This is a genomic window from Microbacterium sp. Cr-K20, from assembly GCF_000708325.1.
Lineage (GTDB): Bacteria > Actinomycetota > Actinomycetes > Actinomycetales > Microbacteriaceae > Microbacterium.
Map to the genome: position 1 here is coordinate 1 of NZ_JARE01000055.1, position 24,652 is coordinate 24,652.

Genomic DNA, 24,652 nt, shown 5'->3' on the forward strand with positions numbered 1-24,652 from the left:
GATCCCGGTACCGACCCGGGCACCGATCCCGGTACCGATCCCGGTACCGATCCCGGGACTGACCCAGGGACGGATCCCGGCACCGACCCCGGCACCGACCCGGGCGAGACGCCGTTCTCCCCGGCGATCGAGGTGTTCCTGGCTGACGGCACGACCCCGGCGACCGGCACGGCCCTCAAGGCCGGCGACAAGGTCGTCGTGAAGGGCTCGGGTTACGACCCGGCGGCCAACGTCGGCGGGCGCGGGGTTCCGATCCCGAAGGACTTGCCGCAGGGCACGTATGTGGTGTTCGGCAACTTCGCCTCGGCGTGGCAGCCCTCGACCGGTGCCGCGTCGTCGACCCGCTCGGTCGGAGCGCAGGTGTGGGCGCTGTCCGAGGGTGTGCTGAACCAGGTTCCTTCGCAGTATCAGGGTGCGATCCGCGCACAGTGGGTCGACATCGCGGATGACGGCACGTTCCAGGCGACCCTGACGCTGAAGGACGCGGCAGCGACCCCCGGCTCGTACGGCGTCTACACCTACGGTGCCGGCGGAGTTACCAACGCCGCACAGGAGCGGAGCGTCGCCCTGACCTACTCCGAGACCGCTGTCGCTTCCGCGACCGTGAAGACCGCGACCGCGAAGGACGGGCTGACCGTCACCGCATCCGGTTCGAAGCTGGGCGCGATCACCGGTGCGTACGCCGCACTGATCGAGGCCGGAACTGAGGCGGAGGTCACCTCGGGCGGCGGGTTCCTTGCGATGCAGTACGTGCGGGGAATCACGGGCGGCGCGTTCACCGTCGATCTGACGGCGGCCGCCGACACGCTGGACCGCACCAAGTCCTACGAGGTCATCGTCTGGAAACAGCACACGATGCCGAACGCCGACACCATCTATGCGCGCGGCGCCGTCACGATCAGCGATGCCGAGTGGGACGCGCTCGTCGACCCCACCTTCTCCCCGGCGATCGAGGTGTTCCTGGCCGATGGCACCACGCCGGCCGGCACCGCTGCTCTCAAGGCGGGCGACAAGGTCGTGGTGAAGGGCTCCGGCTACGACCCGGCGGCCAATGTCGGCGGTCGCGGGGTCCCGATTCCGAAGGACCTGCCGCAGGGTACCTACGTGGTGTTCGGCAACTTCGCTTCCGCGTGGCAGCCGTCCACCGGTGCAGCGTCGTCGACGCGCTCGGTCGGAGCGCAGGTCTGGGCGCTCTCCGAGGGTGTGCTGAACCAGGTTCCTTCGCAGTATCAGGGTGCGATCCGCGCACAGTGGGTCGACATCGCGGATGACGGCACGTTCGAGGCGACCCTGACTCTGAAGGACGCGGCAGCGACCCCGGGTGCGTACGGCATCTACACGTACGCAGCGGGTGGCGTGGTCAACGCCGACCAGGAGCAGAGCGTCGCGCTCAACTACGGCGACACTGCGGGCCTCACCGCCACGGTGAAGGCGGCGACGGCGAAGGACGGCCTGACCGTCACGGCGGCGGCCTCGAAGCTCGGTGACATCACGGGTGCATATGTCGCGCTGATCGAGAAGGGCACCGAGGCGGATGTGACGGCCGGCGGCGGATTCCTCGCGATGCAGTACGTGCGGGGCATCATCGGCGGCGCGTTCAGCGTCGACCTGACGGCTGCGGCCGACAAGCTCGACCGCACGAAGTCCTACGAGCTCATCGTCTGGAAGCAGCACACGATGCCGGGCGCCGACACCATCTACGCCCGTGCCACCCCGCCGGTCAGTGATGAGCAGTGGAACGCGATCTTCCCGGAGGGCCCCGCCCTCGGCGCGACCGTGAAGACGGCGACGGCGAAGGACGGTCTGACCGTCACGGCCGCGGCCTCGAAGCTGGGCGACATCTCCGGCGCGTACGCCGCGCTGATCGAGAAGGGCACCGAGGCGGATGTGACGGCGGGTGGCGGATTCCTCGCGATGCAGTACGTGACGAAGATCACGTTCGGCGCGTTCGCGGCCGATCTCACGACGGCGGCGAAGAACCTCGACCGCACGAAGTCGTACGAGGTGATCGTGTGGAAGCAGCACACGATGCCGACCGCCGACACGATCTACGTGCGTGGCGATGTGACGATCACGGACGCCCAGTGGCGCACACTGTTCGGCGAGAAGCCCACCGACCCGAAGCCGCCGACGACGCCGACGACTCCGCCGGCCAGCGTGCCCGGTGGTTCGCTCCGGTGGGCGATCTCCTCGGACTTCGCCAAGTACGTCACGGGCGGCATCGCGCAGGGGACGATCTCGGTCTCCGACGGCGCGACGCGCTCGGGCAGCCAGTTCCAGTTCGGGCAGACCGTCGGGGGAGACTTCGACGTGAAGACCGGGCTCGGCAGCGTCGTCTACCGGGGATCGGTGCGCTTCACGGGACACCACGGTGTGCTCGACGTGACGGTGTCGAACCCGCAGATCCGCATCACCTCGGCGGGCGCGGCGACGCTGTCCGTGACAAGTGGCGGTGCCCAGGTGCCGTTCGCGACGCTCGACCTCTCGCGGGCCGCGCGCGTCTCGGCGAACGGTGCCGTCACCTACACCGCGGCTCCGGCATCGCTCACCGCGGCCGGACGCGATCGGGTGCTGTCGGGGTACTCGACCGACCTGAACCCGGTCACGTTCACGATCGGCTCCGTCGCCGCGGCGCCTGCCGGGAACACGGGCACCGTGGCTGCGGCCGCCGTGAAGGCGAAGACGACCCTGCCCGCGGCACCGCCGGCATCGGACGGCATCGACGTCGACGCGGAGAACCTCGCTGCGCTCGAGTCCGGGCAGTCGGCCACGATCACCGCATCCGGATTCCAGCCGAACGAAGAGGGCATCAAGGTCGTCGTGTACTCGACCCCGGTGCTTCTCGACACGGTGACCGCGGATGCCGCGGGCGTCGCGACCTGGTCGGGCACGCTGCCCGCCAGCCTCGAAGACGGCGCGCACACGCTCACCCTGCAGGGCTCGGTCGACCGTGGTCTGGCGTTCACGCTCACCCGCGCGAAGACGGTGATCGGTGCGTGCACGGTCGAGGGCGCCACGCTTCAGTGGGGCTACAAGGAGTCGTTCCGCACGTACATCGAGGGCATCGCGAAGGGCGGCTGGACCCTGACCGACGTCGAGTACCGCTACCCGGACTACGTGTGGGAGAGCGGCACCGGGTCGTTCGACGACAAGACGCTCGCCGGTGTCATCACCTATGGCGGCAGCATCACCTTCACCGGCCACGACGGCGCGCTGAACACGACGCTCGCGAACGCGCGGCTCGAACTCGCCGGCGACAAGGGCTACCTCGTCTTCGACGTGAGCGGCACCACGCAGGGTGGCGAGAGCGTCGACCAGAAGGCAGTCCGCCTCGCAGAGTTCGCCCTCGGTGATGCCGCGGTCGTCGACGGGAAGCTCTCGCTCGACGCCATCCCGACGACGCTCACCGAGGCGGGGGCGGCCGCGTTCGGCACCTACGCCGCCGGCGAGGCGCTCGACCCGGTGACCGCGGTCATCCCGGTCGACGCCGAGTGCGACGTCGCGGTGGAGGAGGAGGCCGAGGTCGACTCCGAAGCCACCACCGCCGTGACCGCCGTGACCGAGCCGGCAGACGAAGACGGCGCCCCGGTATGGCCGTGGATCGTCGGCGGCCTGGTTGTCGTGGCGCTCGCAGCGACCGGCGGTGTGCTGATCGCCCGACGCAACCGCAAGGACGAGACGGCCGAGACGACGACCGAGGTCTGAGTCGAGAGCCCCGGTACGGATGTCGGGAGGAAGTACGGATGCAGGGAGCAATCGGCCTGATCGCTCCGGCATCCGTACTTCCTCCCGACAAATGCTCGCCTCGCAGGGCCGGGACCGGCGCGACGCCCGCTGAACCGGTTCCCGCCATCCGCCGACGGTGGGACAATGGAGGTATGGCCCCCACCGACTCCCACCAGACCGTCGAAGCGACCGTGCGCCGTGTGCCGCGGTACGGCGTGCTCATGGGCATCGGCGTCGTGCTCGGCATCATCGCCGCCGGCATCCTCACCTGGACGGGCAGCTTCGATGAGTCGCAGGCCCTCGACATCGTCTACCCGCCGGGTCAGGTCTTCGGCTTCCTGCTGCTGTGGACCGTGCCGATCGGCATCGCCCTGGGTGGCGTCACGGGCCTCGTGATGGAGCGCATCGCCCGTCGGCACGATCGCGTCGTGCAGGTCGACCGCGAGACCGTCGTCGAGGACTGACCCCCTCCGCACCTGCTTTCCCGCCGAGCGCACGGCTTGTTGCCGAGCGCACGGTGTGTCCACGCGCGTAAGCCGTGCACTCGCGAGTATCCCGCGCACTCGCACCCCGACGCCGAGCATCCCGACACGGAGCGCCACGACGCGGAGCACCCCGCGCCCTCCGCCGAGCGCACGGCTTGTTGCCGAGCGCACGGCTTTAGCGCGCGAGCATCCCGTGCACTCGTGAGCAACCCGTGCACTCGGCGCCCATCGGCACCCTCAGCGGATACGTCGGGCGCGAGAGCTACGCCAGCTCGGCGATCACGGGGCGGATGGCGGTGTCGAAGGCCACCACGTCGCGGCGCAGACCGTCGGTCACCGCGACCGTGAGGTCTCCGATCCACCAGATGCCGCGCTGCGACAGCGGCAGCACCTGCACGTTCAGCTCGAACGAGTGCGCGCGACGGCCGACCTCGCGCTCGAACTCCGCGATCGCGCTCGCATAGGCGCGGTAGGCGTCGCCCCCGGTGTGGCTCTTCATCGAGCTCACATACCGGTCGTGCGCGGCGTGCGCGTAGAGGAGAGCGGATGTCGCCTGCGGGGCGATGGCCGTGGCGAGCTCCTCCGCGCCGGTGGCGGGCAGGGCCACGAGGGTGTCGAACCCGTCGATGAGTTCGAGCGGCACGTCCGAGGGATGTGCGCGCGGTTCGACCGTCATGTCCCAGTAGCTCCGCCACTGCTCCTCCACCGCGGGCGAGGCATCGGTCGCGTCCGGCGCGCGCACGGCGAGATCGCGGAGGGCCGGAAGGTCCTCCGGCGCCCGGATCCCGAGCTGCTGGCGCAGCGCGAGCGCGACGAGCACCGGAACGCTCGCGTCTTCGCGGATGAGCCACTGCGGCTTGTCGGCCATGGCCCCATCGTAGGCGGGGAGAGCGTCCGGATCCGAGGTCGTCTCTCGCGGAGAGTCGGACCGCCTGTGGGCGGTAGGCTGGGGGCGTGGCTGCCTCCCCCACCAATCCCTATTCCGAAGCCGGCGTCGACACCGCTGCAGGTGATCTCGCCGTCGAGCTGATGAAGTCTTCCGTGCGCGCGACGCACGGCCCCGAAGTGCTCGGCGGTGTCGGCGGGTTCGCCGGCCTGTTCGACGCCAGCGCGCTGCGCGACTTCCGTCGCCCGCTGCTCGCGACCAGCACCGACGGCGTCGGCACGAAGGTCGCGATCGCGCAGGCCATCGACAAGCACGACACGATCGGGCAAGACCTGGTCGGCATGGTGGTCGACGACATCGTCGTGGTGGGCGCGAAGCCGCTCTTCATGACCGACTACATCGCCTGCGGCAAGGTCGTTCCCGAGCGCATCGCCGACATCGTGCGCGGCATCGCCGAAGCGTGCTCGGCGACGGGCACCGCGCTGGTCGGCGGCGAGACCGCAGAGCACCCCGGACTGCTCGGCCCGCGCGACTACGACGTCGCGGGCGCGGCCACCGGCGTGGTCGAGGCTGATGCCATCCTCGGCGCGGATCGCGTGCAGGACGGTGACGCCGTGATCGCGGTCGCCTCCAGCGGACTGCACTCCAACGGCTACTCGCTCGTCCGCCACATCGTCACGCGTGCCGGCATCGGCTACGGCGACAACGCCGCCGACTTCGGCACCACCTGGGGGGAGGCCCTCCTCGAGCCGACCCGCCTCTACACTCTTCCCCTGCTGCGTCTCATCGAGCAGCTCGGCGGCGGCGTCCACTCGCTCAGCCACGTCACCGGCGGCGGCATCGCGGCGAACCTCGCGCGCGTGCTCCCGCAGGGCAGCTGGGCCGAGGTCGACCGCAGCAGTTGGTCGCCGAGCCCCGTCTTCCGGGTGCTCAGCGACATCGCCGGCTCCACGCTGGAGTCCGCGGAGGGCACCTGGAACCTCGGCATCGGCTTCCTCGCCGTGGTGGCCGCAGACAAGAAGGATGCCGCGATCGCGGCGCTGAACGCCGAGGGCATGCCCTCGTGGCAGGTCGGGACCGTCGGCTTCGGCCCGCGTCCGGCCGGCGAGTTCGAGCAAGGCGCCAAGGGCGTCGACGGTGGAGCAGTGCGCCTGGTCGGCGCCTACGCGGACGGAGCGAAGTAAGAGCCCATGTGCGGCATCGTCGGAATGGTGGGCTCTGCCCCGGTCAATCAGGACATCTACGACGCACTCCTGCTGCTGCAGCACCGCGGCCAGGATGCGACGGGCATCGCGACCGCCGAGGCGAACGGCGTGATGCACAACGCCAAGGCGCAGGGCATGGTCCGCGAGGCGTTCCGCACCCGTGACATGCGGGCGCTGCTCGGCAACGTCGGCCTCGGCCACGTGCGCTACGCGACCAAGGGCACCGCCTCGAACGAAGAGGAGATGCAGCCGTTCTACGTGAACGCGCCGTACGGCATCATCCTCATCCACAACGGCAACCTCACGAACACGCGTGAGCTCACGGCCGACATGGCCAAGCGCGACCGCCGTCATCTCAACTCGTCGAGCGACACCGAGCTGTTGCTCAACGTGCTCGCCGGCGAGCTGCAGAACACGACGTCGACGGTCGACCTCGACGCCGAGCGGGTGTTCGAGGCCGTCGCCCGCACGCACGAGCGCATCGAAGGCGCCTACGCCGTGATCGCCGTGATCGCCGGATACGGGCTGCTCGCATTCCGTGACCCGTTCGGCATCCGTCCGCTGATCCTGGGGCGTCGTCCCTCGACGGTCCCCGGTGCGGAGGGCAAGGACGAGTGGGTCGTCGCCAGCGAGTCGCTCGTGCTCGAGAACGGCGACTACGAGGTCGTCCGCGAGGTCGAGCCCGGCGAGGCTGTCTTCATCACCAACGACGGCGAGCTGTTCTCCCAGCAGTGCGCCACGGCCGCGACGCTCGCGCCCTGCGCCTTCGAGTACGTCTACCTCGCGCGTCCCGACTCGGTCATGAACGGCATCTCGGTGTACGAGTCGCGTCTGCGCATGGGCGACCGCCTCGCCGACACGATCGCCAAGCACGTGCCGATGGACAAGATCGACGTCGTCATGCCGATCCCCGACTCCTCGCGGCCCGCCGCGATGGAGGTCGCGCGCAAGCTCGGCATCGAGTACCGCGAGGGCTTCTACAAGAACCGCTACGTCGGTCGTACCTTCATCATGCCGGGGCAGGCGGTGCGCAAGAAGAGCGTGCGCCAGAAGCTCAACGCGATGTCGACCGAGTTCCAGGGCAAGAACGTGCTGCTGATCGACGACTCGATCGTGCGGGGGACGACCTCCAAGGAGATCATCCAGATGGCGCGGGATGCCGGTGCCGCCTCGGTGACCTTCGCCTCCGCGGCTCCGCCGGTGCGGCATCCGCATGTCTACGGCATCAACATGCCCTCGCGTCACGAGCTCATCGCCCACGGGCGCACGATCCCCGAGATCGCCACCGAACTCGGCTGCGATCACCTCGTCTACCAGGAGGTCGAAGACCTCAAGGCCGCGATCATCGAGGGCTCCGTCCTCACCGACCTCGACATGAGCTGCTTCGACGGCCGCTATGTGACGGGCACGGTCTCGGACGAATACCTCGCGTGGGTGGAGGGGTCACAGACCTCATGACGATGCCGAGTGCACGACCGTTGTGGCACGGTCGGGCTCTCGCTCTGGTGGGGATCGTCCTCGTGGCGTTCTCGCTGCGGTCGGCGGTCGCCTCCCTGTCGCCGGTGATCGATCATGTCGCCGCCGACTTCCCGGTGCCGACTGCGGTCGTCGGTCTGATCGGCGCCGCCCCGCCCGTGTGCTTCGCGCTCTTCGGGCTGCTGACCCCGCTGCTCGAGCGGCGATTCGGTCTGGAGCGGATGGCGGTCGCCGCGATCACGCTGATGGCGCTGGGCATGCTGCTGCGCGGGTTCGCGGTGGATTCGACGAGCCTGCTCGCAGCGACGGTGGTCGTGTTCGCGGGCGTCGGTTCGGGCAATGTGCTCCTGCCGCCGCTGGTGAAGAAGTACTTCCCGGATCGGCTCGGGATCGTGATGACGATCTACTCGACCACGTTGGCGGTGTCGACGTTCCTGCCCCCGCTGGCGGCCGTTCCGGTTGCCGACACCCTCGGCTGGCGGGTGTCGCTGGGGATGTGGGGCATCGTCGCGGGGATCGCGCTCGTGCCGTGGGTCGCTCTGCTGCTCAAGAACGGGTCGCGCCGGGACGAGCCGGTGAAGACCGAGTTTCTCGTCCCCGACCCCACCGACGGAGTCGACGACTTCCAGGATGCGGTGGCGACCGCGACCGGCCCGATCTCCTCCCAGCCGGCGAACCGGCGTCACTTCGCTCGCCTGTGGCGACTGCCGCTCGCCTGGGCGCTCGCGGTCGTCTTCGGCGCCTCGTCGACCATGGCCTATGTCTCGTTCGCCTGGATGCCGACCATGCTGGTCGACATCGGCGGGGTGACCCCGGCGACCGCCGGGTTCCTGCTGTCCCTGTTCGCGCTGATCGGCCTGCCCTGCTCCCTGCTGGTGCCGATCCTCGTCGTCCGCTTCCAGGCCACGCGCCCACTCTTCTTCGTCGCCGTCATCGGCGGTCTGGTGGGGCTCACCGGTCTCCTGCTGTTCCCGACGGTCGCGCTGCCGCTGTGGGTGAGCATCTTCGGGCTCACGGCCATCATGTTCCCGCTGAGCCTCGTCCTGCTGAGCATCCGTGCCCGCACCTCGGAGAGTGCCGTCGCGCTGAGCGGTTTCGTGCAGAGCATCGGCTACGCGATCGCCGCCACCTTCCCGCTGCTGATCGGGCTGCTCCACGAGACGACCGCCGGCTGGCAGATCCCGTTGCTCGTGATCGCCGGTGTGCTGATCGTCGCGATCCCCGCGGGCATCGTCGCCGGGCGTCGCCGCACGGTCGAGGACGAGTGGGAGCGTCGGCACGGACGCTGGTGATCTCGGGGGTCAGCGTGCCGGAGCGTGGATGCCCGTCCATCACGGTGACACCTGGACACCCCCGCGCCGCATCGCCCCCGGACACGACGAAACACCCGCACGTGGTGCGGGTGTTTCGGAGTAGATCGGGCGGTCAGGCCTTCTCTAGCTCGTCCTCGTCTTCGTCTTCATACTCATCGGCCCACTTGTCGACGTAGGCGTCTTCGTCGGTCGGGTGAGCCAGCTCGCGCTCGAGCGCGGAGTAGTTCACCGACGGACTGTACGCCTTGAGTTCGCGGGCGATCTTGGTGTGTTTCGCCTTCTGACGGCCACGGCCCATGCGCGAGACCCCCTCACGAGTTAAGCTGCGGGCGGTGAGGCCCGAGGCATTCACGACACCGGCGAGAAGCCGGTAAGAGTAGCATTCAGAATAGCACGCGGGAAAGACGCTCTGGCCGAGGCCAGACTGGTGAAGGGAACGATCTTCATGACCGACAACACCTCCACTCCGTCCGATGAGGCCGCACAGAACGCGGCGCTGCAGAAAGCCGTCATCGTCGGCATGCAGCTGGACCAGGATCCGCATGTGATCCGCGAAGCGGTTCGGTATGCGCGACTGTTCGGTGTGCCGCTGGTCGTGGCGCACGTGGACGTCACTCGATTCGTCACCTATGAGGACCCGGACGGCTACGTGCACTCGGCACCGATCGACATCAACTTCGACGCGGGCGCCGCGGAGTTCGAAGCGGTCGAGGCCGCTGCCGCGAAGCTGCTGGCGGGGACGGATGTCACGTGGACGGCGCGTCAGCTCGTCGGTGACCCGGCGTTGGCGATCAAGCAGCTCGCCAACAAGCTCGATGCGCAGCTCATCGTCGTCGGCACCCGCAAGCGGGGTATCGGCGAGTCGATCCGCGAGTTCTTCACGGGCTCGGTCGCGGCGCGGCTCGCGCACCGGCAGCACCGCTCCATCCTGGTCGTCCCGCTCGGCGAGTCGGTGCCGGACGAGCAGAAGGAGATCTGGCCGGAGTCCTAGAGGACGCGGCACAGCAGAGGGCCCCGTCGGCTGTTCGCCGACGGGGCCCTCTGCATGTTCAGGATCCGGAGCTGCTCAGCGAGACCGTGACTCCGCGGGCCGCGTTGTCGAGGGCATCCTCCAGCTCGGTGACGACCGACGGAGACAGAGTGCCACCCTTCGCGAGGTGCGTGCGCAGGTCGGTGCGGACCCGTGCACGGAAGGCATTGATGACGGCATCCGCCCGGTGCATCTCTTCTCGGCTGACGAGCCGGGAGTCGTCGGTCGCCGTGCGGGGGCGGCTCTTGGCCGCCGTGCGCTCGCCCTTCTCGGCGGCGGCGAGATCGGCGCGGAGGCTCTTCATCGCGTCCTGGACGCTCTGGCGCACCTCGCTCGCGATCAGCCGCACCGAATCGGTGAGTCCTGCCTCGATGCCGGCGAGGTCGCCCTCGCGCGACGCGAGTTCGGCCCGCCCGGCCTCGGTGATCGCATAGATCGTGGTGCGGCCGTCGACGGTCTTCGTGACCAGTCCCTCCTCCTCGAGCTTCGCGAGGCGGGGATAGATGGTGCCGGCGCTGGGCGTGTACGTGCCGCCGGTGCGGTCGGTCAGCGACTGGATGATGCCGTAGCCGTGCTGTGGCGCCTCGGCGAGGAGCGACAGCAGATACAGGCGCAGGTCGCCGTGGGAGAAGACGGCGGGGCTCATGCTTCCCACTCCTCGTCTTCCGTGATCGAGGCCGGCGTGCGGCGGAGGACGGTGACGCCGCCGGAGACGGAGTTCGCGCGCAGGTCGACGAATCGTCCCGAGAGCTCGCCCTTCGTGCCCGTGTAGTTGCTGGGGCCGGTCGAGCTGCGCTCGACGCCGTCGATCAGCAGCCGTCCGCTCAGTGTGCGGACGACGTAGTTCGCGGCCAGCGACTCGTCGAGGCGCACGGTGGTGCCGCCCGAGACGGAGTTGATGTTGATGGTGTTCACGTCTCCCGCGGCATCCACGAGCGTCGAACCCGAGACGATGTCGACGGTCGCCTTGCGGATCGCACCCGTGACGGCCACGTCGCCCGAGACGCTGTTCGCGCTGATCGAGCCGGTGAGGCCGCGCACCTGCACGTCGCCCGAGACCGAGTTGACGGTGAGGTCGCCGATCAGGGTGTCGACGATGATGTCGCCCGAGACGGTGTTGAGGCGGGCGTCGTTGCGGAGGCCCGAGACGAGGGCGCCGGCGCTGACGACGCCGAGGTTCAGGGCGATCGCGCGGGGGACCGCGACACTCACCTCGGCACGGGGGCCGCCGGAGCCGAAGTTGCGGAACACCTCGAGGAAGTTGTCCCAGCCCAGCTGCGGGTGGTCGATCTCGACCTCGCCGTCGTGGGACTCGATGCGGAGGTCCTTGGTGGTGACGCCGTGCACCTCGATGCGGATGCCCGGTTCGTCGTGGGCGATGATGTCCACCTGTCCGCCGACGAGGCCCACCTTGAGGCGGGTGACGGACTCGATGTCGATGACGCGTTCCTCGCCCGGGGCGATGAGCCACTTCTCGGTCATGTGCTTCTCCTGTGTGTAGGGTCACGATATATCGTGTGTGGCCAGCGTAACACGATATATCTCGATTGTGTCAACCTCGCCGTGCGAAGTTCGGATGCAGCCTCATGCGGGAGGGGGTCGGTCGCTGCGGCGGCCGCGCGTCCGTGCAGGCGCCGTGGAGTCGACCGGTAGTCTTCGACGGAAGGACTTCGAGGGGAGAAGATGTGGCCGGGCGATCGACGAAGCAGCCCATCGCCGACCGAATGTACGAGGTGCTGCTGCATCAGTTCATGTCGGGAGAGCGGGCGGCGGGGCAGAGCCTGAACATCGGCGCCCTGTCGCGCGAACTGGACGTCAGCCAGACCCCCCTGCGTGAGGCGCTCGCGCGCCTGGAGCACACCGGGCTCGTCCAGCGCGAGGCGTTGCGCGGCTACCAGGTGGCCCCGGTCATGACGCGCGAAGAGGTCGAGCAGTTGGGGGAGGCCCGCGTTCTGCTGGAGCCCCGTCTCGCGTACGAGGCCGCTCTGCGCACGACGCCCGAGTTCCTGGAGGGGCTGCGTGAGGCGGTCGAGGACTTCCGCCGCTCGGCCGAGGTCGCGGACACCGAGACCGAGGGCTTCGACCTGTACTGGCGCAGCGACGCCCGCTTCCACATGATGATCGCGGCGCAGTCCGGCAACGCCTTCCTCGAGCTGTCGTACGCCGCACTCGGTGGGCAGATCCAGAGGTTCCGACTGTTCTCGAAGTTCGGACGCACGGGGGCCGTCAGTGCGGCGCCGGAACACGATGCGGTCTACGAGGCGATCAAGGCCGGCGACGCGGACGGCGCGGCCGAGGCGATGCGCCACCACATCGTGGGAGCGACCGAGAGGCTTCTCGAGGGCTGATCGGCCTGTCAGTTCCCCCGTTTCTGCGCTATACTATTTTTTGTGATGGCGCAGAACGAGGGACCCATGTCGACGCCGACGACCGGATCAGCGGGATCGTCGGGCTACGTCGCGCGTCCACTCGTGGAGGGCTTCCCCGGGAAATCGAGCTCGCACGGGGCCTTCGGCTGGAGCAGTCTGTGGCTCCTCGACGACGGCGTGCGCCGGGTGCTCATCGACGCCGGCCAGCCCGCGTACATCCCCCTCATCCACGCGGGCCTCGAGCGTCTCGGATTGACGACGGACGATGTGACCGACGTGCTGCTGACCCACATGCACTGGGATCACGTCTCGAACTTCCCCATGTTCGCCCACGCGACCACCTGGGTCGGTGAGAAGGAGCTGCGCTGGGCAGCGGATCAGCCTGCGGGCACCCCGTTCATCCCCGACCTGCACGTGCAGGAGCTCCTCCGTCGTACCGACCGTGTCGAGCGCATGGCCGCAGGGCAGGAGGTGCTTCCGGGCATCCACGCGATCGACAGCGCCGGGCACACCCCGCACCACCTCGCGTTCTACCTCGACCGTGCGGAGGAGAAGCGCGTGTTCGCGGGCGACGCGGTGAAGAACGTGTACGAGCTCGCCTCGGGGCGGGTCGATTCCACGCTGGACGCCGAGGCCAGTGCCGCGACGATCGCCGCGATGCGCTCGCTGCTGACCGACACCGGGGCCGCGCTCGTTCCCGGACACGATGTGGAGCTGCGCTGGGACGGACGCACCGCGCTGCGCCGGCATCCGCAGCGGGCGGAGATCGGGTTCTTCGCCGACGCATCGACGGGTGAAGAGGACCGCAGCATCGGCTGAGCGCCGATGCCGCAGGAGAGGATGACGATGACGACAGTGCTGTACACCGGCGGGACCGGACGGATGGGCCGGGTGATCCGCGAAGGACTCGCCTCCCGCTACGACCGCGTCGTGCTGTTCGCGCGCTCCGACGCCGACGAGCCTCTGTTCCCCGGGGAGCAGGTCGTGATCGGCGACCTCGGCGACCTCGATGCCCTCACCGCGGCTGCGGAAGGCGTCGACGTCATCGTGCACCTCGGCGGCATCGCCGATGAGGCCCCGTATGACAGCATCCGCACGGTCAACATCGACGGGACCTACCACGTCTACGAAGCCGCGCGGCGAGCAGGTGTGCGTCGCGTCGTCTACGCCAGCTCGAACCACGTCGTCGGCTTCCACCCCGCGAGCGAGGTCCTGGACGAGAGCGCGCCGCTGCGCCCGGACACCTTCTACGGGGTGTCGAAGGCGTTCGGCGAAGCCCTCGCCAGCCTGTACCACGACAAGTGGGGCGTCGAGTCGGTGCTCGTGCGCATCGGCACCTTCCGCCCGGCGCCCGAAGACAGACGCCAGCTCGGCCTCTGGCTCAGCTGGCGCGACGGCATCGAACTCTTCCGCTGCGCGATCGAGAGCGCTCCCGTGGGCTGCCAGGTCGTCTACGGCTGCTCGGCGAACACCGAACGCTGGTGGAACGGCGACGCGGGCTGGGCGGCCATCGGCTACGTGCCCCGCGACGACGCGGCCGACCACACCGACGCGGTGGACTTCAGCGCCCCCGCACCCACCTTGCACGGCGGCGCATTCGCCGCCCCCGACTACGAAGGAGGGATCTGGTGACGAAGACCGATTCCCACGACGTGCTGATCACCACCGCATTCCTCGAGCCCGGCGACGAGGTCGATCGGATGCTACGCGAGGCCGGCCTCACGACGCGGCACGAGCCCGAGCTGGCCCTGCTGGACGCCGACGACCGGGCCGGCGCGCTCTCCGGAGCCCGCGCCATCATCGCCGGCACGCGGCCGCTGGGTGAGGAGGAGTTCGCGCTCGCCCCCGCACTGCAGATCGTCGTACGCACCGGCGTCGGGTACGACAGCGTCGATGTGAAAGCCGCGACCGCGCGCCAGGTGCCCGTGTGTGTCACCCCCGGCGCCAACCGACAGGCCGTCGCCGAGCACGTCTTCGCGCTGGCGCTGGCCTGCGCCCGCCGCATCCCCGAGAACGTGAGCAACCTGGCCGCGGGCACGTGGCGGCAACTCACCGGACGAGAGCTGCAGGGGTCGACCCTCGGGATCCTCGGCCTGGGCTCGATCGGCAAGGCGGTGGCGACGATCGCCGCGGGCTTCGGAATGCACATCGTCGCGTACGACCCGTACTTCGATGAGGACTTCGCCGCGGCCCACGGCATCCGTCGTCTCGATCTGGACGACCTGCTGCGCGAGGCCGACTTCGTGACCCTGCACCTCTTCCTCGACGAATCCACGCGGAACCTCATCGACGCCTCCCGGTTGGCGATGATGAAGAGCGATGCGGTGCTCATCAACACCGCACGCGGGGGAATCGTCGACGAGGACGCGCTGGTGGACGCGGTGCGAGAGGGCCGACTCGGCGCCGCCGCGCTCGACGTCTTCGCGGACGAGCCCTTGAGCGCATCGAGCCCGCTCCTGCACACCCCCGGCATCCTCGCCACGACGCACGTCGCCGGCGCGACCCGCGAGGCACGCGGCGAATCCGGCCGGATGGCGGCCCGCAACGTGATCGCCGCGCTCCGCGGCGCTGCTCCGGAATACGTGGTCAACCCCGACTACGACGCGGTGTCGGCATGATCGTCGAGACCACGTCGGGGCCGGTACGCCTCGCGGCCAACCTGAAGTGGATGTTCACCGAGGTGCCGTTCGTCGAGCGGTTCGACGCGGCGGCCGAGGCCGGGTTCACGGCGGTGGAGTTCGCGTCGCCGTACGACCTCGCGCCGGCCGAGGTGCGGCGTCTGCTGGACGATGCGGGCCTGACGCAGATCCTCATCAACACCCCCGCCGGTGCAGCGGGCTCGCCCACCGCCTCGGGCGCGGCGTACGTGCCCGGAGCGGAGCAGGAGTTCCGCGAAGGCGTGCTGCGTGCGCTGGAGTACGCGGACGTCCTGGGCGCCGGCGTCGTGCACGCGATGGCCGGCATCAAGCCGGCGGATGCCGACGCGGACGCCGCGTTCGCGACGTACGTGTCGAACATCTCCTGGGCCGCCGAGCAGGCGCGCGGGACGGGTGTGCGCCTGGCGCTGGAGGCGATCAACAAGCGCGATCAGCCCGGCTACGGCCTGGCCTCGATGGAGACCGCGGCGACGGTCGCGCAGGAGGTCGACCCCGAGGTCGTCGGCGTCCTGTTCGACGTCTACCACGCGCAGGTCGACCGCGGGAACCTCATCGAACGGTTCGAGCAGCTGCTGCCTGTGGTCGCGCACGTGCAGATCGCCGACAACCCCGGTCGCGGCGAACCCGGCACGGGCGAGATCGCCTACGAGCGCGTGCTCGCCCGGATCGCCCAGAGCGGCTATCCCGGGTGGATCGGCTGCGAGTACGCCCCCGTCGCGGGCACCCGTGACGGGCTCTCCTGGATCGAGAGGACCATCCGATGACCGACCCGAAGATCGCGCTCATCAGCGCCACCCCGCTGGCGATCGCCCCGGCCGCGACGGCCATCGCCGCTGCCCTTCCCACGGCGACCGTGTGGAACCTGCTCGACGACCGTCTGCTCGCCGACGCGCATGTCGAGGGCGGCATCACCGCGCCGCTGGCCGCGCGCATGGACAGCCTCATCGAGCTCGCTCTGGCGGGCGGAGCGGATGGCGTGCTGCTCACCTGCTCGCAGTTCGGGATCCGCGCCGACCGGCGTGATCGCGAGGCCGACGGCGTCACCGTGCTGTCCGCCGACGGCCCGCTGTTCGCCGAGGCCGTCGCGGCTGCCCCCGCGCGGGTGCTGCTGGTCGCGTCGCTCGAGTCGTCCGCGAGCGACAGCACGGCACGGCTGACGGAAGCCTTCGTCGCGAGCGGATCGTCGGCGCAGGTGCGCCCGCTCGTGGTCCCCGCGGCGGCTGTGCCGCTGGCTGTGCCGGACCTGATCGACGCCCTCGCCACCGCGATCGCCGGTGTCGACGAGCCCTACGACCTGATCGTGCTCGCCCAGTACTCGCTCGCCGCCGCCGCTGCGCCTCTTGCGGACCGCTTCGGCGTGACCGTGCTGGACGGCCCCGCCGCTGCTGCTCGACGGCTGACCGCGGCACTCCAGGAGGGTCCTCGATGATCGGCGTCATCGCCGACGACGTGACCGGGGCCACGGATGTCGCCGCGGCACTGCGGCGTGCGGGGCTGCGCACCCTCCTCGCGCTCGGCACCGACATCGACGACACCGCGGTCTCGGCCGACGCCATCGTCATCGGCCTGAAGACGCGCTCCCTTCCCGCCGCAGAGGCCGTCGCACAGAGCCTCGCCGCGCTCGCGGTGCTGCGACAGCGGGGAGCCGACCGCATCTACGTCAAGTACTGCTCGACCTTCGACTCCACCGCCGAGGGGAACATCGGGCCGGTCACCGAGGCGGTCGCCCGCGAGCTCGGTGTCGACCTGGTCGTGACGACTCCTGCCGCACCGCTGCACGGGCGCACCGTGTACCGCGGGCACCTCTTCGTCGGCGACACACTGCTCGCGGAGACCCACATGCGCGATCACCCCGTGACGCCCATGCGCGACTCGTCGGTGCTGCGCCTGCTCGCGGCGCAGAGCGCGGAACCGGTCGCGGCGCTGCCTCTGGATGTGGTGCAGCAGGGCGCCGAGGCGGTGCGCGAGGCACTGCGCCGGGCCCGCGCGGAGGGCGACCTCCAGGTGGTGGCGGACGCCGTCACCGATGCCGACCTCGCCGCGCTCGCGGAGGCCGTCGACGGCGACGCGCTCGTCGCCGGATCCGCCGGACTCGTCGGAGCGATCGCGCTGCGGGAGACGGCGAGCGGCACCGCAGCCCCGGTGCCGCCTCCGGGGCGCACCGCGATCATCGCGGGCAGCTGCTCGCGGCGCACCCTCGAGCAGATCGACCGCTTCGTCTCCTCCGGAAGCCCCGCCTTCCGCATCACGGCCGAACCCGGTGACACCGCCGAGCAGCTCGCCGCACGCGCCGTGGAGTGGTGGGACCGCCAGCCCGACGATGCCGCCGCTCTCCTGTACTCCTCCAGTCCCGCCTCGGAGCGTCGCGACGATGTTCCCGGTGCCGGCGAACTGTATGAGCGGACGGCGGGTCTCATCGCCGCCCAGCTGTCGGATCGCGGGGTGAAGCGCATGCTCATCGCCGGTGGCGAGACCTCGGGCGAGGTCGTCCGCGCGCTCGGTACCACCGTCGCCGTCGTGGGGGAGGAGGTCGCGCCCGGTGCGCCGTGGATTCACGACGAGCGGCGCGACGTGCACCTGATCCTCAAGTCCGGGAACTTCGGTGACGAGGAGCTGTTCGTGGACGTCGCTCGGCAGGGGGCCGCGGTATGAGCGCCGCCGCCCGCCGCGCGATCGAACGCGTCGCGCACTCCATCCATCGTCGCGGCCTCACCCACGGCCGCACCGGGAACCTCGCGGTACGGGACGGCGACCACGTCCTGCTCACCCCGACGGGCGTCAGCCTCGCCTACATCGAGGCGGACCAGCTGTCGGTGGTCGCTCTCGACGGCACGCACATCGAGGGTCCGAAGCCGACGAAGGAGGCGTTCCTGCACGTCGCGATGCTGCGGGTGCGTCCTGACCTGAACGCGGTCGTGCACACCCATTCGGTCTACGCAGCCGCCGTGTCGTGCCTGGCCGACATCGACGCGGATGCTCCGATCCCGCCCCTCACCGCCTACTACGGCATGCGCGTTGGGGCGCTGCGGATGCTTCCCTACTTCGCTCCGGGCGATCCTGCCGCGACCAACGCCGTGGAAGAGGCGGCGCGCGTCACCCACGCTCTGCTGCTGCGCAATCACGGTCCCGTCGTCGCCGGCGCCGACCTGGATTCGGCGGTCGACGCCCTGGAAGAGCTCGAGCACACCGCGCAGCTGTTCTTCGTCACCCGCGGCCTGGCCACAGCCCCGCTCACCCCTGCGCACCTGCACGCGTTCGCGGCGCCCTCTGAAAGGTCTCCCTCATGATCACCCTGTACAGCGGCCTCGTCGTGAAGAAGCCCCTCGTCGAGCAGATCATCCCGGCGTTCGAGAGCGCCACAGGTGTCCGCGTCGACGCGACGTTCGAGCCCACGACCGTGCTCCTCGAGCGCATCGCCGCGGGGGAGCGCCCCGACCTGGTGCTCGGGGTCTCGTCGTCGGTGACCGACCTCGCCGAACAGGGGCTGGTGGACCCGGCCCAGGTCGCCGATATCGCGGTCTCGTCCGTGGGCTTCGCGCGGCTCGAGGGTGCGCCCGTGCCGGCCGATGACTCGGCGGCGGCCTTCCTCGACTATCTGCTCGCCGCGCGTGCGGTCGCGTACACGCTGAGCGGGGCGAGCGGAGTGCACTTCATGAAGGTGCTCCGGGAGCGCGGTCTTCTCGAGCGCATCGATGAGCGTGCCGTGCGCTGCGAGTCGGGTCTCACCGTGGAAGCGCTGCTCGACGGGCGGGCGGATGTCGCGGTCCAGCAGGTCAGCGAGCTGCGTTCCGTCGCCGGCCCGCAGATCGTCGAACCGATCCCGCACGAACTGCAGTCCTATGGACGGTTCGCGATCGGCGCGCGCCCCGGCGCCGGGGATGACGCGGCGCGCTTCGTCACCCTCCTGACCGAGAAGTCGACGCAGGACGCGTTCGCCGCGTTCGGGCTGTCGCGTCCCTGACCCCCTACCTGGAGAGCATTCATGAGAAAAGTCATCGTCGACACCGACACCGGCGTGGACGACGCGCTGGCGCTGATGCTGCTGGCCGCCGATCCCGAGGTCGAGATCCTGGCGGTGGTCAGCGTCTTCGGCAACACCACCGGCGAGCGCGCGGCCGACAACGCCCGCTACGTGCTGGACACCTGCGGACGCACGGATGTGCCCGTATACCGCGGCGCGGACGTGCCGCTCATCCAGGAGCTGCGGATGAACCCCGGCATCCACGGCGAGGACGGCTTCGGCAACACCGGGCTTCGTCCGGAGCAGTCCGTGGATCCCGACCCGGTCGGCGTCGACGTCGTGCTCGACCTGGTCGATCGGCATGAGGGCGAGATGGACTACCTCGCGCTCGGCCCGCAGACCAACCTCGCCGCCGCTCTCGAGAAGCGGCCCGACCTACTGCAGCGACTCCGCTCGACCACCATCGTGGGGACGCTCGGGCCGGCGCTGTACCACGACACCGCGCCGTGGGAGGATCGCCGGTTCCGGGTCTCGCGCGACCCCAACGTCTCGTTCGACATCGACGCGGCGCGCATCGTGGCAGCCCACGAGGGCGACGTCACCTGGTGCGGACCGTACGTCACCCGTCAGGCCCTCGTGCCCGAGGACTTCTTCCTCGACATCGCCTCGTCGACCGGCTTCGCCCCCGCACAGCTGATCACCGCGATCAGTCGGGACTACGCCGGCTTCTACTCGCGCTCGTACCCGCAGCCGGAAGGGCGCCGGGTCATGGGCATCAACGACAGCATGGCGGTCGCGAGCCTGCTCTTCCCCGAGCTCGTCACCGGTGCGGTGAAGCGTCCGCTCGAGACGTTCCTCGACCAGGAGACCGGCGACCGCTACCTCGCCGGGGTGCACCCGGTGAAGGACGAGACGCGGCCGATCCATCGGGTCGTCTTCGACATGGACTTCGACGGCGTGCTCGAGCGGATCGGCGAGGTGCTGCGGCGCCCGCTTCCGTGGCGCTGAGGCGCGCGGCGATTCAGTCGTAGGAGCGCGCGCGCACCCACGGCATCGGCAGCAGATCGGCGGCGGTCACCCACACCGGGTGGCCGCCGTCGTCGGCGAGTGTGCGGATGCCCGGGGCGATGGCGGGCACGAGCTCACGGCACACGCCGCAGGGGTTGAGGATGACCGTGGTTCCGTCTTCCCGCAGCCCCACCGAGACCATGGCCTCGATGTCCTGCTCGCCGCCGATCCTGGCGTTCGCGAGGGCCGTGCTCTCGGCGCAGACGCTCACTCGCGGGGAGCGCAGGCTGAGGCCGAGATAGATCTGTCCTGACGCTCCGCGGGCGGCAGCCGCGACGCGGTGCAGGTCGGCGTCGTGGGTACGGACGAGGAGTTCGGAGGCGGCGTCGACGAGGCGGCGGTCGGTGTCGTTCAGCGGTGAAGTCACGATGCACTCTTTCTGTCGCGAAGGGCGATCCTGCTATACTATAGTCGTCAACGGGTCGATCACCTCCCCCTCGAGGGCAGAGCAAAGGAGCTCCATGAGCACTGAAGAAGTAGTGGCAGCCACGGCGCCGCAGCAGCTGACGAGCAAAGCCAGCAAGACAGAGCGCCGCAACCTCCGGGCGCTGAGCTGGGGCCACGCGCTCGAGTGGTACGACTGGGCGATCTTCGGGCTCCTGTCGGTCTACCTCGGTGCGGCGTTCTTCCCCTCCGACAGCCCGCTCGCCTCGACCCTGAACGCGCTCGCGGTCTTCGCGGTCGGCTTCGTCGCCCGCCCCCTCGGCGGTGTCGTCTTCGGTTTCGTCGCCGACCGGTACGGGCGCCGGAAGATCATGATCTTCGCCGTCGGCGCCGTCGCCCTGGGCAGCTTCATCATCGGCATCCTCCCCGACTTCCAGACCATCGGCGTTCTCGCGCCGATCATCGTCGTCGCCGCACGCCTCCTCCAGGGCCTCTCCGCCGGTGTCGAGGCGCCGCTCGGAACGGCATACGCCCTCGAGCTGGTGCCCAACCGTCCCGGATACGTCGCCGGGTTCTTCGCCTTCTTCAACAACCTGGGCAACCTGCTCGCACCGCTGTCGATCTTCTTCATCAGCCTGCTGCTGGGACCGGAAGCTCTGGCGGCCTACGGCTGGCGCATCCCGTTCCTCGTGGGCGGAGCGTTCGGTCTCATCGTCCTGTGGCTGCGCCGCACGCTGCCGGAGACGCTCGACACCGCAGCCATCCGCACGGTCGGCGCGATCCCCACGAAGAACAACTCCGTGTGGCGCGATGTGCGCAAGTACTGGCTGAGCGTGCTCGCCACGGTGTTCATCGTGGGCGCCATCCAGGCGTACAACTACACCTGGATCGCCGGTCTGCCGAACCTCGCGAACGGCACGTTCGGAGAGGACCCCACCGCGGTGTTCGCCATCACGACCGGCATGGGCATCTTCCTGACGCTCGGCGCCTACGGTCTGAGCCGCATCCTCGACCGGTTCCCGATGTCCCGGTGGTTCGTCGTCGCCCGTCTGCTGGCGATCCCGACCATCTTCCTGGCGCTGCTGTACTCGCAGCCGGGGGTCGGCACGCTCGCCGGCGTGATGTTCGGCGGCGCGATCGTGCTGCTGCTCAACATGACCATCTTCGTCGTCGTGTCCAACTCGCTCCTGCCGCAGCACATCCGCGGCACCGGTCTCGGACTCGGGTACGGTCTCGGCGTGGCCATCTTCGGCGGCACGGCCTCGTACCTGCTGCTGTGGCTGCAGAGCCAGGGGATGATGTGGGTCTTCCCGATCTACATCGCCACCCTGTGTGCGATCAGCGTCGTGCTCTACGTCCTCGCCAAGAACCGCAACGGCCTCTTCGTGGGCAAGTGACCGTCTGATGGATATCTGGCGTGAGATCGTCGGCTGGGCCGGCAGTGCTCTCCTGATCATCTCGATCCTCCAGCCGACGATCTCTCGCCTCCGGTGGCTGAACCTCGGAGCATCGGCGATGCTCATGGCCTACAACCTGATGCTCGGCAGCGCGCCCATGGTCGCGCTCAACATCACCCTGATCGCGATCAACTGCTGGTACCTGTTCGTCTACATGCGTTCCGCCCGTGCCGCACGGGCGGAACCGGTGGTCGCGGACGGGCTCAGTGAAGCGTCCGAACGGCCTGTGAGCCGCTAGGACATGACAGAAAGCATGGATATGGAACGACTGATCATTGACACCGACCCCGGGATCGACGACGCCGGAGCGCTGTTCTGGGCGCTCGCCTCGGACGCCTTCCACATCGAGGCGCTGACCACGGTGTTCGGCAACGTCGATGTCGACACCGCCACGGCGAACGCCCGCAAGATCGCGGCGCTCGCCGGTCGTCCCGACCTGCCCATCTGGAAGGGCGCGAGTCGGCCGCTGGTCGGTGAGCCGAACTTCGCGGAGCACATCCACCGCCCCGGTGGCGTGGGCTACTGGGAGTACCCGGACCCGGATCCCGATGCCGACGTCGCGTCCGATGCCGTGCGTCGGATGATCGAGACGGTCATGGCGGCGCCGGGCGAGGTGACCATCATGGCGCTCGCTCCGCTGACGAACGTCGCGCTGGCGATCAAGCTGGAGCCGGAGTTCGCGCGCTCGGTGCGCCGCATCATCTACATGGGTGGGGCGGCCCTCACCTGGGGGAACGTGACGCCGGTCGCGAGTGCGAACATCTACAACGATCCCGAGGCGGCCGAGATCGTCATCCAGTCCGGTGCTCCGCTCACGCAGGTCGGTCTGGATGTGTCCCGCAGCTTCTCGCTCTCGCCCGATCACATCCGCACCCTCTGGGAGTCGCGCTCGCCGATGGGTGTGGCGCTCTGCGAGATGATCGGCTACCCCGATCGCCAGGACGACCGCGATGAGATGCCGGAGTGGAAGACCGAGGGCATGCACCTCAACGACGTTCCCTGTGTCGCCTATGCGCTCAACCCCGAGTGGTTCACCGTGCGGCGGCTGCGCGTCGACGTGGAGCTGAACGGCACGCACACCCGTGGTCAGACGGTCGTGCAGATGATCGACCGGTGGCAGGGCGTGCCGAACGTGGACGTGCTCTTCGACATCGACGCGCAGGCGGTCGCCGACGCGCTGACGGCCTCGGTGACCGCATTCGGAACCGCCGTCGACTGACCCTCGTTTCCCACGCGACCAGCGGCCCCGCCCTCCCGACCCGGGGGTGGGGCCGTTTTCGCGTTGAGTCAGTGCCCCACGCGCCGCCGCCCCTGCTCCGAGTGCACGGGAAGCTGTCGAGTGTACGGCCTGGCCGCGTCGACAGCCCGTGCAGTCGTCGGTAGGCCGTGCACTCGGGGAGGAGCGGCTGATTGCTTGACCTTGACGCAACGTCAACTTCTAGAGTCGAGATATCGAACAGGAAGGAGGCGACATGGAACGGGACGACTGGTCCATCCAGGAGATCGCGCGGCTGGCGGGAACCACGAGTCGCACGCTGCGGCACTACGACGACATCGGACTGCTGCCGCCTTCGCGCATCGCGAGCAACGGCTACCGGCACTACGACGGACAGGCGCTCGTGCGGCTGCAGCGCATCCTCCTGCTGCGAGAGCTCGGACTCGGGCTGCCGCAGATCGCGGAGGTGCTCGAACGCGAGCGCGGCGAAGCATCCGCCCTCGAGACCCATCTCGCGCTGCTGCGCGAGGAGCAGACCAGGCTGGCGCGGCAGATCGCGTCGGTCGAATCGACCATCACAGCATTGAGAGGAGGTGAGAACCTCATGGCAGAGAACATGTTCGACGGCTTCGACCACACCCAGTACAAGGAGGAGGTCGAGGATCGTTGGGGCAAGAAGGCCTACGCCGACAGCGACCGCTGGTGGCGGGGGATGACGGATGCCGAGCGCGCCGACTGGCAGCAGCGCGTGTCCGACCTCGGACGCGACTGGATCGCCGCGGCGGAAAGCGGCATCGACCCGGCATCCGCCGAGGCTCAGGATGTCGCGCGACGCCACGTGGAGTGGCTCACGGGCATCCCGGGTACGCCCGCGGCCGTCCCCGGCGGCGACACCAAGGCGTACGTGATCGGGCTCGGCGAGATGTACGTCGCGGACCCGCGCTTCGGCGCGAACTACGCGACGTCGTCCGGCGGCACCGACGGCGCGGAGTTCGTCCGCGACGCGCTCCGCATCTATGCGGAGGCGAACCTCTAGCGAGTGGGGGCGTTTCGTCTCGTCGCTGCGCTCCTCGCTCAACGACCGGGTGGGGACGTTCGCGCTCCTCGCTCAACGGCCGCGACGACTGCGGTCGTTGAGCGAGCGGAGCGAGACGAAACGCCCCTCCCGGCGTATCCGGGCGTAGCGAACGGCGGGTCGAGGGGCAAGGGGGAGCCCCTGGCGCGGGGGCGGGCGTAGGGTCGTGCCATGAGTCGGCGGCACAGGGACAGGGACGCATCGCCGCTGTTCCTCGTCGCGACCGCCGCCTACACCGCGAACTGTGCACTCGGCGCCTCGGTCGCCGCCCGGCTCATCGACACCAGCCGCTTCCGCTGGCTGCATCATGCGCTCTACATCGTGACCTGCACGACCGTCGCCGC

The 24,652-nt window shown here is 69.5% G+C and carries 25 protein-coding genes; 20 read left to right on the top strand and 5 right to left on the bottom strand.

Going from position 1 to position 24,652, the window contains the following annotated elements; genetic code table 11:
• A partial coding sequence (locus GZ67_RS20225) for an HtaA domain-containing protein (protein ID WP_197024986.1) occupies positions 1–3,705 on the top strand: 3,705 nt, incomplete at its 5' end.
• A gap of 173 nt (positions 3,706–3,878) precedes the next feature.
• Positions 3,879–4,190, top strand: coding sequence for a hypothetical protein (locus tag GZ67_RS0113280; protein WP_029263722.1), 312 nt, complete (start codon positions 3,879–3,881; stop codon positions 4,188–4,190).
• Between the two features lie 283 nt (positions 4,191–4,473).
• Here GZ67_RS0113280 and GZ67_RS0113285 read toward each other — a convergent pair whose 3' ends face one another.
• Complete coding sequence (locus tag GZ67_RS0113285; protein WP_029263721.1) at positions 4,474–5,079, bottom strand: hypothetical protein; 606 nt, start codon at positions 5,077–5,079, stop codon at positions 4,474–4,476.
• 86 nt (positions 5,080–5,165) lie between these two features.
• Between GZ67_RS0113285 and purM the strand changes: the two genes are divergently transcribed.
• The 3 genes from purM to GZ67_RS0113300 are packed head-to-tail and all read left to right on the top strand — an operon-like array spanning position 5,166 to position 9,070.
• Positions 5,166–6,281: a phosphoribosylformylglycinamidine cyclo-ligase gene (gene purM / locus GZ67_RS0113290; protein WP_029263720.1), complete on the top strand. Its 1,116-nt coding sequence runs from the start codon at positions 5,166–5,168 to the stop codon at positions 6,279–6,281.
• 6 nt (positions 6,282–6,287) lie between these two features.
• Positions 6,288–7,760, top strand: coding sequence for an amidophosphoribosyltransferase (gene purF / locus GZ67_RS0113295; RefSeq protein ID WP_029263719.1), 1,473 nt, complete (start codon positions 6,288–6,290; stop codon positions 7,758–7,760).
• Positions 7,757–9,070, top strand: coding sequence for an MFS transporter (locus tag GZ67_RS0113300; RefSeq protein ID WP_029263718.1), 1,314 nt, complete (start codon positions 7,757–7,759; stop codon positions 9,068–9,070). The genes purF and GZ67_RS0113300 overlap by 4 nt, the downstream gene beginning before the upstream one ends.
• Positions 9,071–9,203: 133 nt before the next feature.
• Here the strand turns inward: GZ67_RS0113300 and GZ67_RS0113305 are convergent, their stop codons facing one another.
• A complete protein-coding gene (locus GZ67_RS0113305; RefSeq protein ID WP_029263716.1) occupies positions 9,204–9,389 on the bottom strand; it encodes a DUF3073 domain-containing protein in 186 nt (61 codons plus the stop codon).
• 147 nt (positions 9,390–9,536) lie between these two features.
• Here GZ67_RS0113305 and GZ67_RS0113310 point away from each other — a divergent pair, with 147 nt between their 5' ends.
• Positions 9,537–10,082 carry a universal stress protein gene (locus GZ67_RS0113310; protein WP_029263715.1) on the top strand — a complete coding sequence of 182 codons (546 nt, stop codon included), beginning with the start codon at positions 9,537–9,539 and terminating at the stop codon, positions 10,080–10,082.
• A gap of 58 nt (positions 10,083–10,140) precedes the next feature.
• Here the strand turns inward: GZ67_RS0113310 and GZ67_RS0113315 are convergent, their stop codons facing one another.
• Together GZ67_RS0113315 and GZ67_RS0113320 are read right to left on the bottom strand one after the other, a co-directional pair.
• Positions 10,141–10,767 (bottom strand): PadR family transcriptional regulator, encoded by a 627-nt coding sequence (locus GZ67_RS0113315; protein WP_029263714.1) that lies wholly within the window; start codon positions 10,765–10,767, stop codon positions 10,141–10,143.
• A complete protein-coding gene (locus GZ67_RS0113320) occupies positions 10,764–11,603 on the bottom strand; it encodes a DUF4097 family beta strand repeat-containing protein (RefSeq protein ID WP_029263713.1) in 840 nt (279 codons plus the stop codon). The genes GZ67_RS0113315 and GZ67_RS0113320 overlap by 4 nt, the downstream gene beginning before the upstream one ends.
• 203 nt (positions 11,604–11,806) lie before the next feature.
• Here GZ67_RS0113320 and GZ67_RS0113325 point away from each other — a divergent pair, with 203 nt between their 5' ends.
• Genes GZ67_RS0113325 through GZ67_RS20230 form a run of 10 tightly spaced genes read left to right on the top strand, consistent with a single transcriptional unit; the run spans position 11,807 to position 20,116 of the window.
• Complete coding sequence (locus GZ67_RS0113325; protein ID WP_029273917.1) at positions 11,807–12,469, top strand: GntR family transcriptional regulator; 663 nt, start codon at positions 11,807–11,809, stop codon at positions 12,467–12,469.
• Positions 12,470–12,514: 45 nt separating this feature from the next.
• Complete coding sequence (locus GZ67_RS0113330) at positions 12,515–13,309, top strand: MBL fold metallo-hydrolase (protein ID WP_231481808.1); 795 nt, start codon at positions 12,515–12,517, stop codon at positions 13,307–13,309.
• 27 nt (positions 13,310–13,336) lie between these two features.
• On the top strand, positions 13,337–14,122 hold the full coding sequence (locus GZ67_RS0113335) for an NAD-dependent epimerase/dehydratase family protein (protein WP_029263710.1): 786 nt from the start codon (positions 13,337–13,339) through the stop codon (positions 14,120–14,122).
• On the top strand, positions 14,119–15,108 hold the full coding sequence (locus GZ67_RS0113340) for a phosphoglycerate dehydrogenase (RefSeq protein ID WP_029263709.1): 990 nt from the start codon (positions 14,119–14,121) through the stop codon (positions 15,106–15,108). Before GZ67_RS0113335 ends, GZ67_RS0113340 begins: the two co-directional genes overlap by 4 nt.
• Positions 15,105–15,911, top strand: a complete 807-nt coding sequence (locus GZ67_RS0113345; protein WP_029263708.1) for a hydroxypyruvate isomerase family protein — start codon at positions 15,105–15,107, stop codon at positions 15,909–15,911. The genes GZ67_RS0113340 and GZ67_RS0113345 overlap by 4 nt, the downstream gene beginning before the upstream one ends.
• Complete coding sequence (locus tag GZ67_RS0113350) at positions 15,908–16,576, top strand: hypothetical protein (protein WP_029263707.1); 669 nt, start codon at positions 15,908–15,910, stop codon at positions 16,574–16,576. The genes GZ67_RS0113345 and GZ67_RS0113350 overlap by 4 nt, the downstream gene beginning before the upstream one ends.
• Positions 16,573–17,799, top strand: a complete 1,227-nt coding sequence (otnK, locus tag GZ67_RS0113355) for a 3-oxo-tetronate kinase (protein WP_029263706.1) — start codon at positions 16,573–16,575, stop codon at positions 17,797–17,799. Before GZ67_RS0113350 ends, otnK begins: the two co-directional genes overlap by 4 nt.
• Positions 17,796–18,434 (top strand): class II aldolase/adducin family protein, encoded by a 639-nt coding sequence (locus GZ67_RS0113360; RefSeq protein WP_029263705.1) that lies wholly within the window; start codon positions 17,796–17,798, stop codon positions 18,432–18,434. The genes otnK and GZ67_RS0113360 overlap by 4 nt, the downstream gene beginning before the upstream one ends.
• On the top strand, positions 18,431–19,108 hold the full coding sequence (locus GZ67_RS0113365; protein WP_029263704.1) for a substrate-binding domain-containing protein: 678 nt from the start codon (positions 18,431–18,433) through the stop codon (positions 19,106–19,108). The genes GZ67_RS0113360 and GZ67_RS0113365 overlap by 4 nt, the downstream gene beginning before the upstream one ends.
• Before the next feature lie 21 nt (positions 19,109–19,129).
• A complete protein-coding gene (locus GZ67_RS20230; RefSeq protein WP_051662531.1) occupies positions 19,130–20,116 on the top strand; it encodes a nucleoside hydrolase in 987 nt (328 codons plus the stop codon).
• Positions 20,117–20,129: 13 nt separating this feature from the next.
• Here the strand turns inward: GZ67_RS20230 and GZ67_RS20235 are convergent, their stop codons facing one another.
• Positions 20,130–20,543 carry a cytidine deaminase gene (locus GZ67_RS20235; protein WP_051662532.1) on the bottom strand — a complete coding sequence of 138 codons (414 nt, stop codon included), beginning with the start codon at positions 20,541–20,543 and terminating at the stop codon, positions 20,130–20,132.
• Between the two features lie 94 nt (positions 20,544–20,637).
• On the opposite strand from GZ67_RS20235, the gene GZ67_RS0113380 reads away from it, so the two are divergent.
• The 4 genes from GZ67_RS0113380 (at position 20,638) to GZ67_RS0113395 (ending at position 24,269) form a co-directional block, all read left to right on the top strand.
• A complete protein-coding gene (locus tag GZ67_RS0113380; RefSeq protein ID WP_029263701.1) occupies positions 20,638–21,957 on the top strand; it encodes an MFS transporter in 1,320 nt (439 codons plus the stop codon).
• A 7-nt stretch (positions 21,958–21,964) separates the two neighbouring features.
• Positions 21,965–22,255 carry a hypothetical protein gene (locus GZ67_RS19845; protein WP_029263700.1) on the top strand — a complete coding sequence of 97 codons (291 nt, stop codon included), beginning with the start codon at positions 21,965–21,967 and terminating at the stop codon, positions 22,253–22,255.
• 21 nt (positions 22,256–22,276) lie between these two features.
• Positions 22,277–23,236, top strand: a complete 960-nt coding sequence (locus tag GZ67_RS0113390; protein ID WP_051662533.1) for a nucleoside hydrolase — start codon at positions 22,277–22,279, stop codon at positions 23,234–23,236.
• A 253-nt stretch (positions 23,237–23,489) separates the two neighbouring features.
• Positions 23,490–24,269: a MerR family transcriptional regulator gene (locus GZ67_RS0113395; protein ID WP_029263698.1), complete on the top strand. Its 780-nt coding sequence runs from the start codon at positions 23,490–23,492 to the stop codon at positions 24,267–24,269.
• Positions 24,270–24,652: the final 383 nt, after the last annotated feature.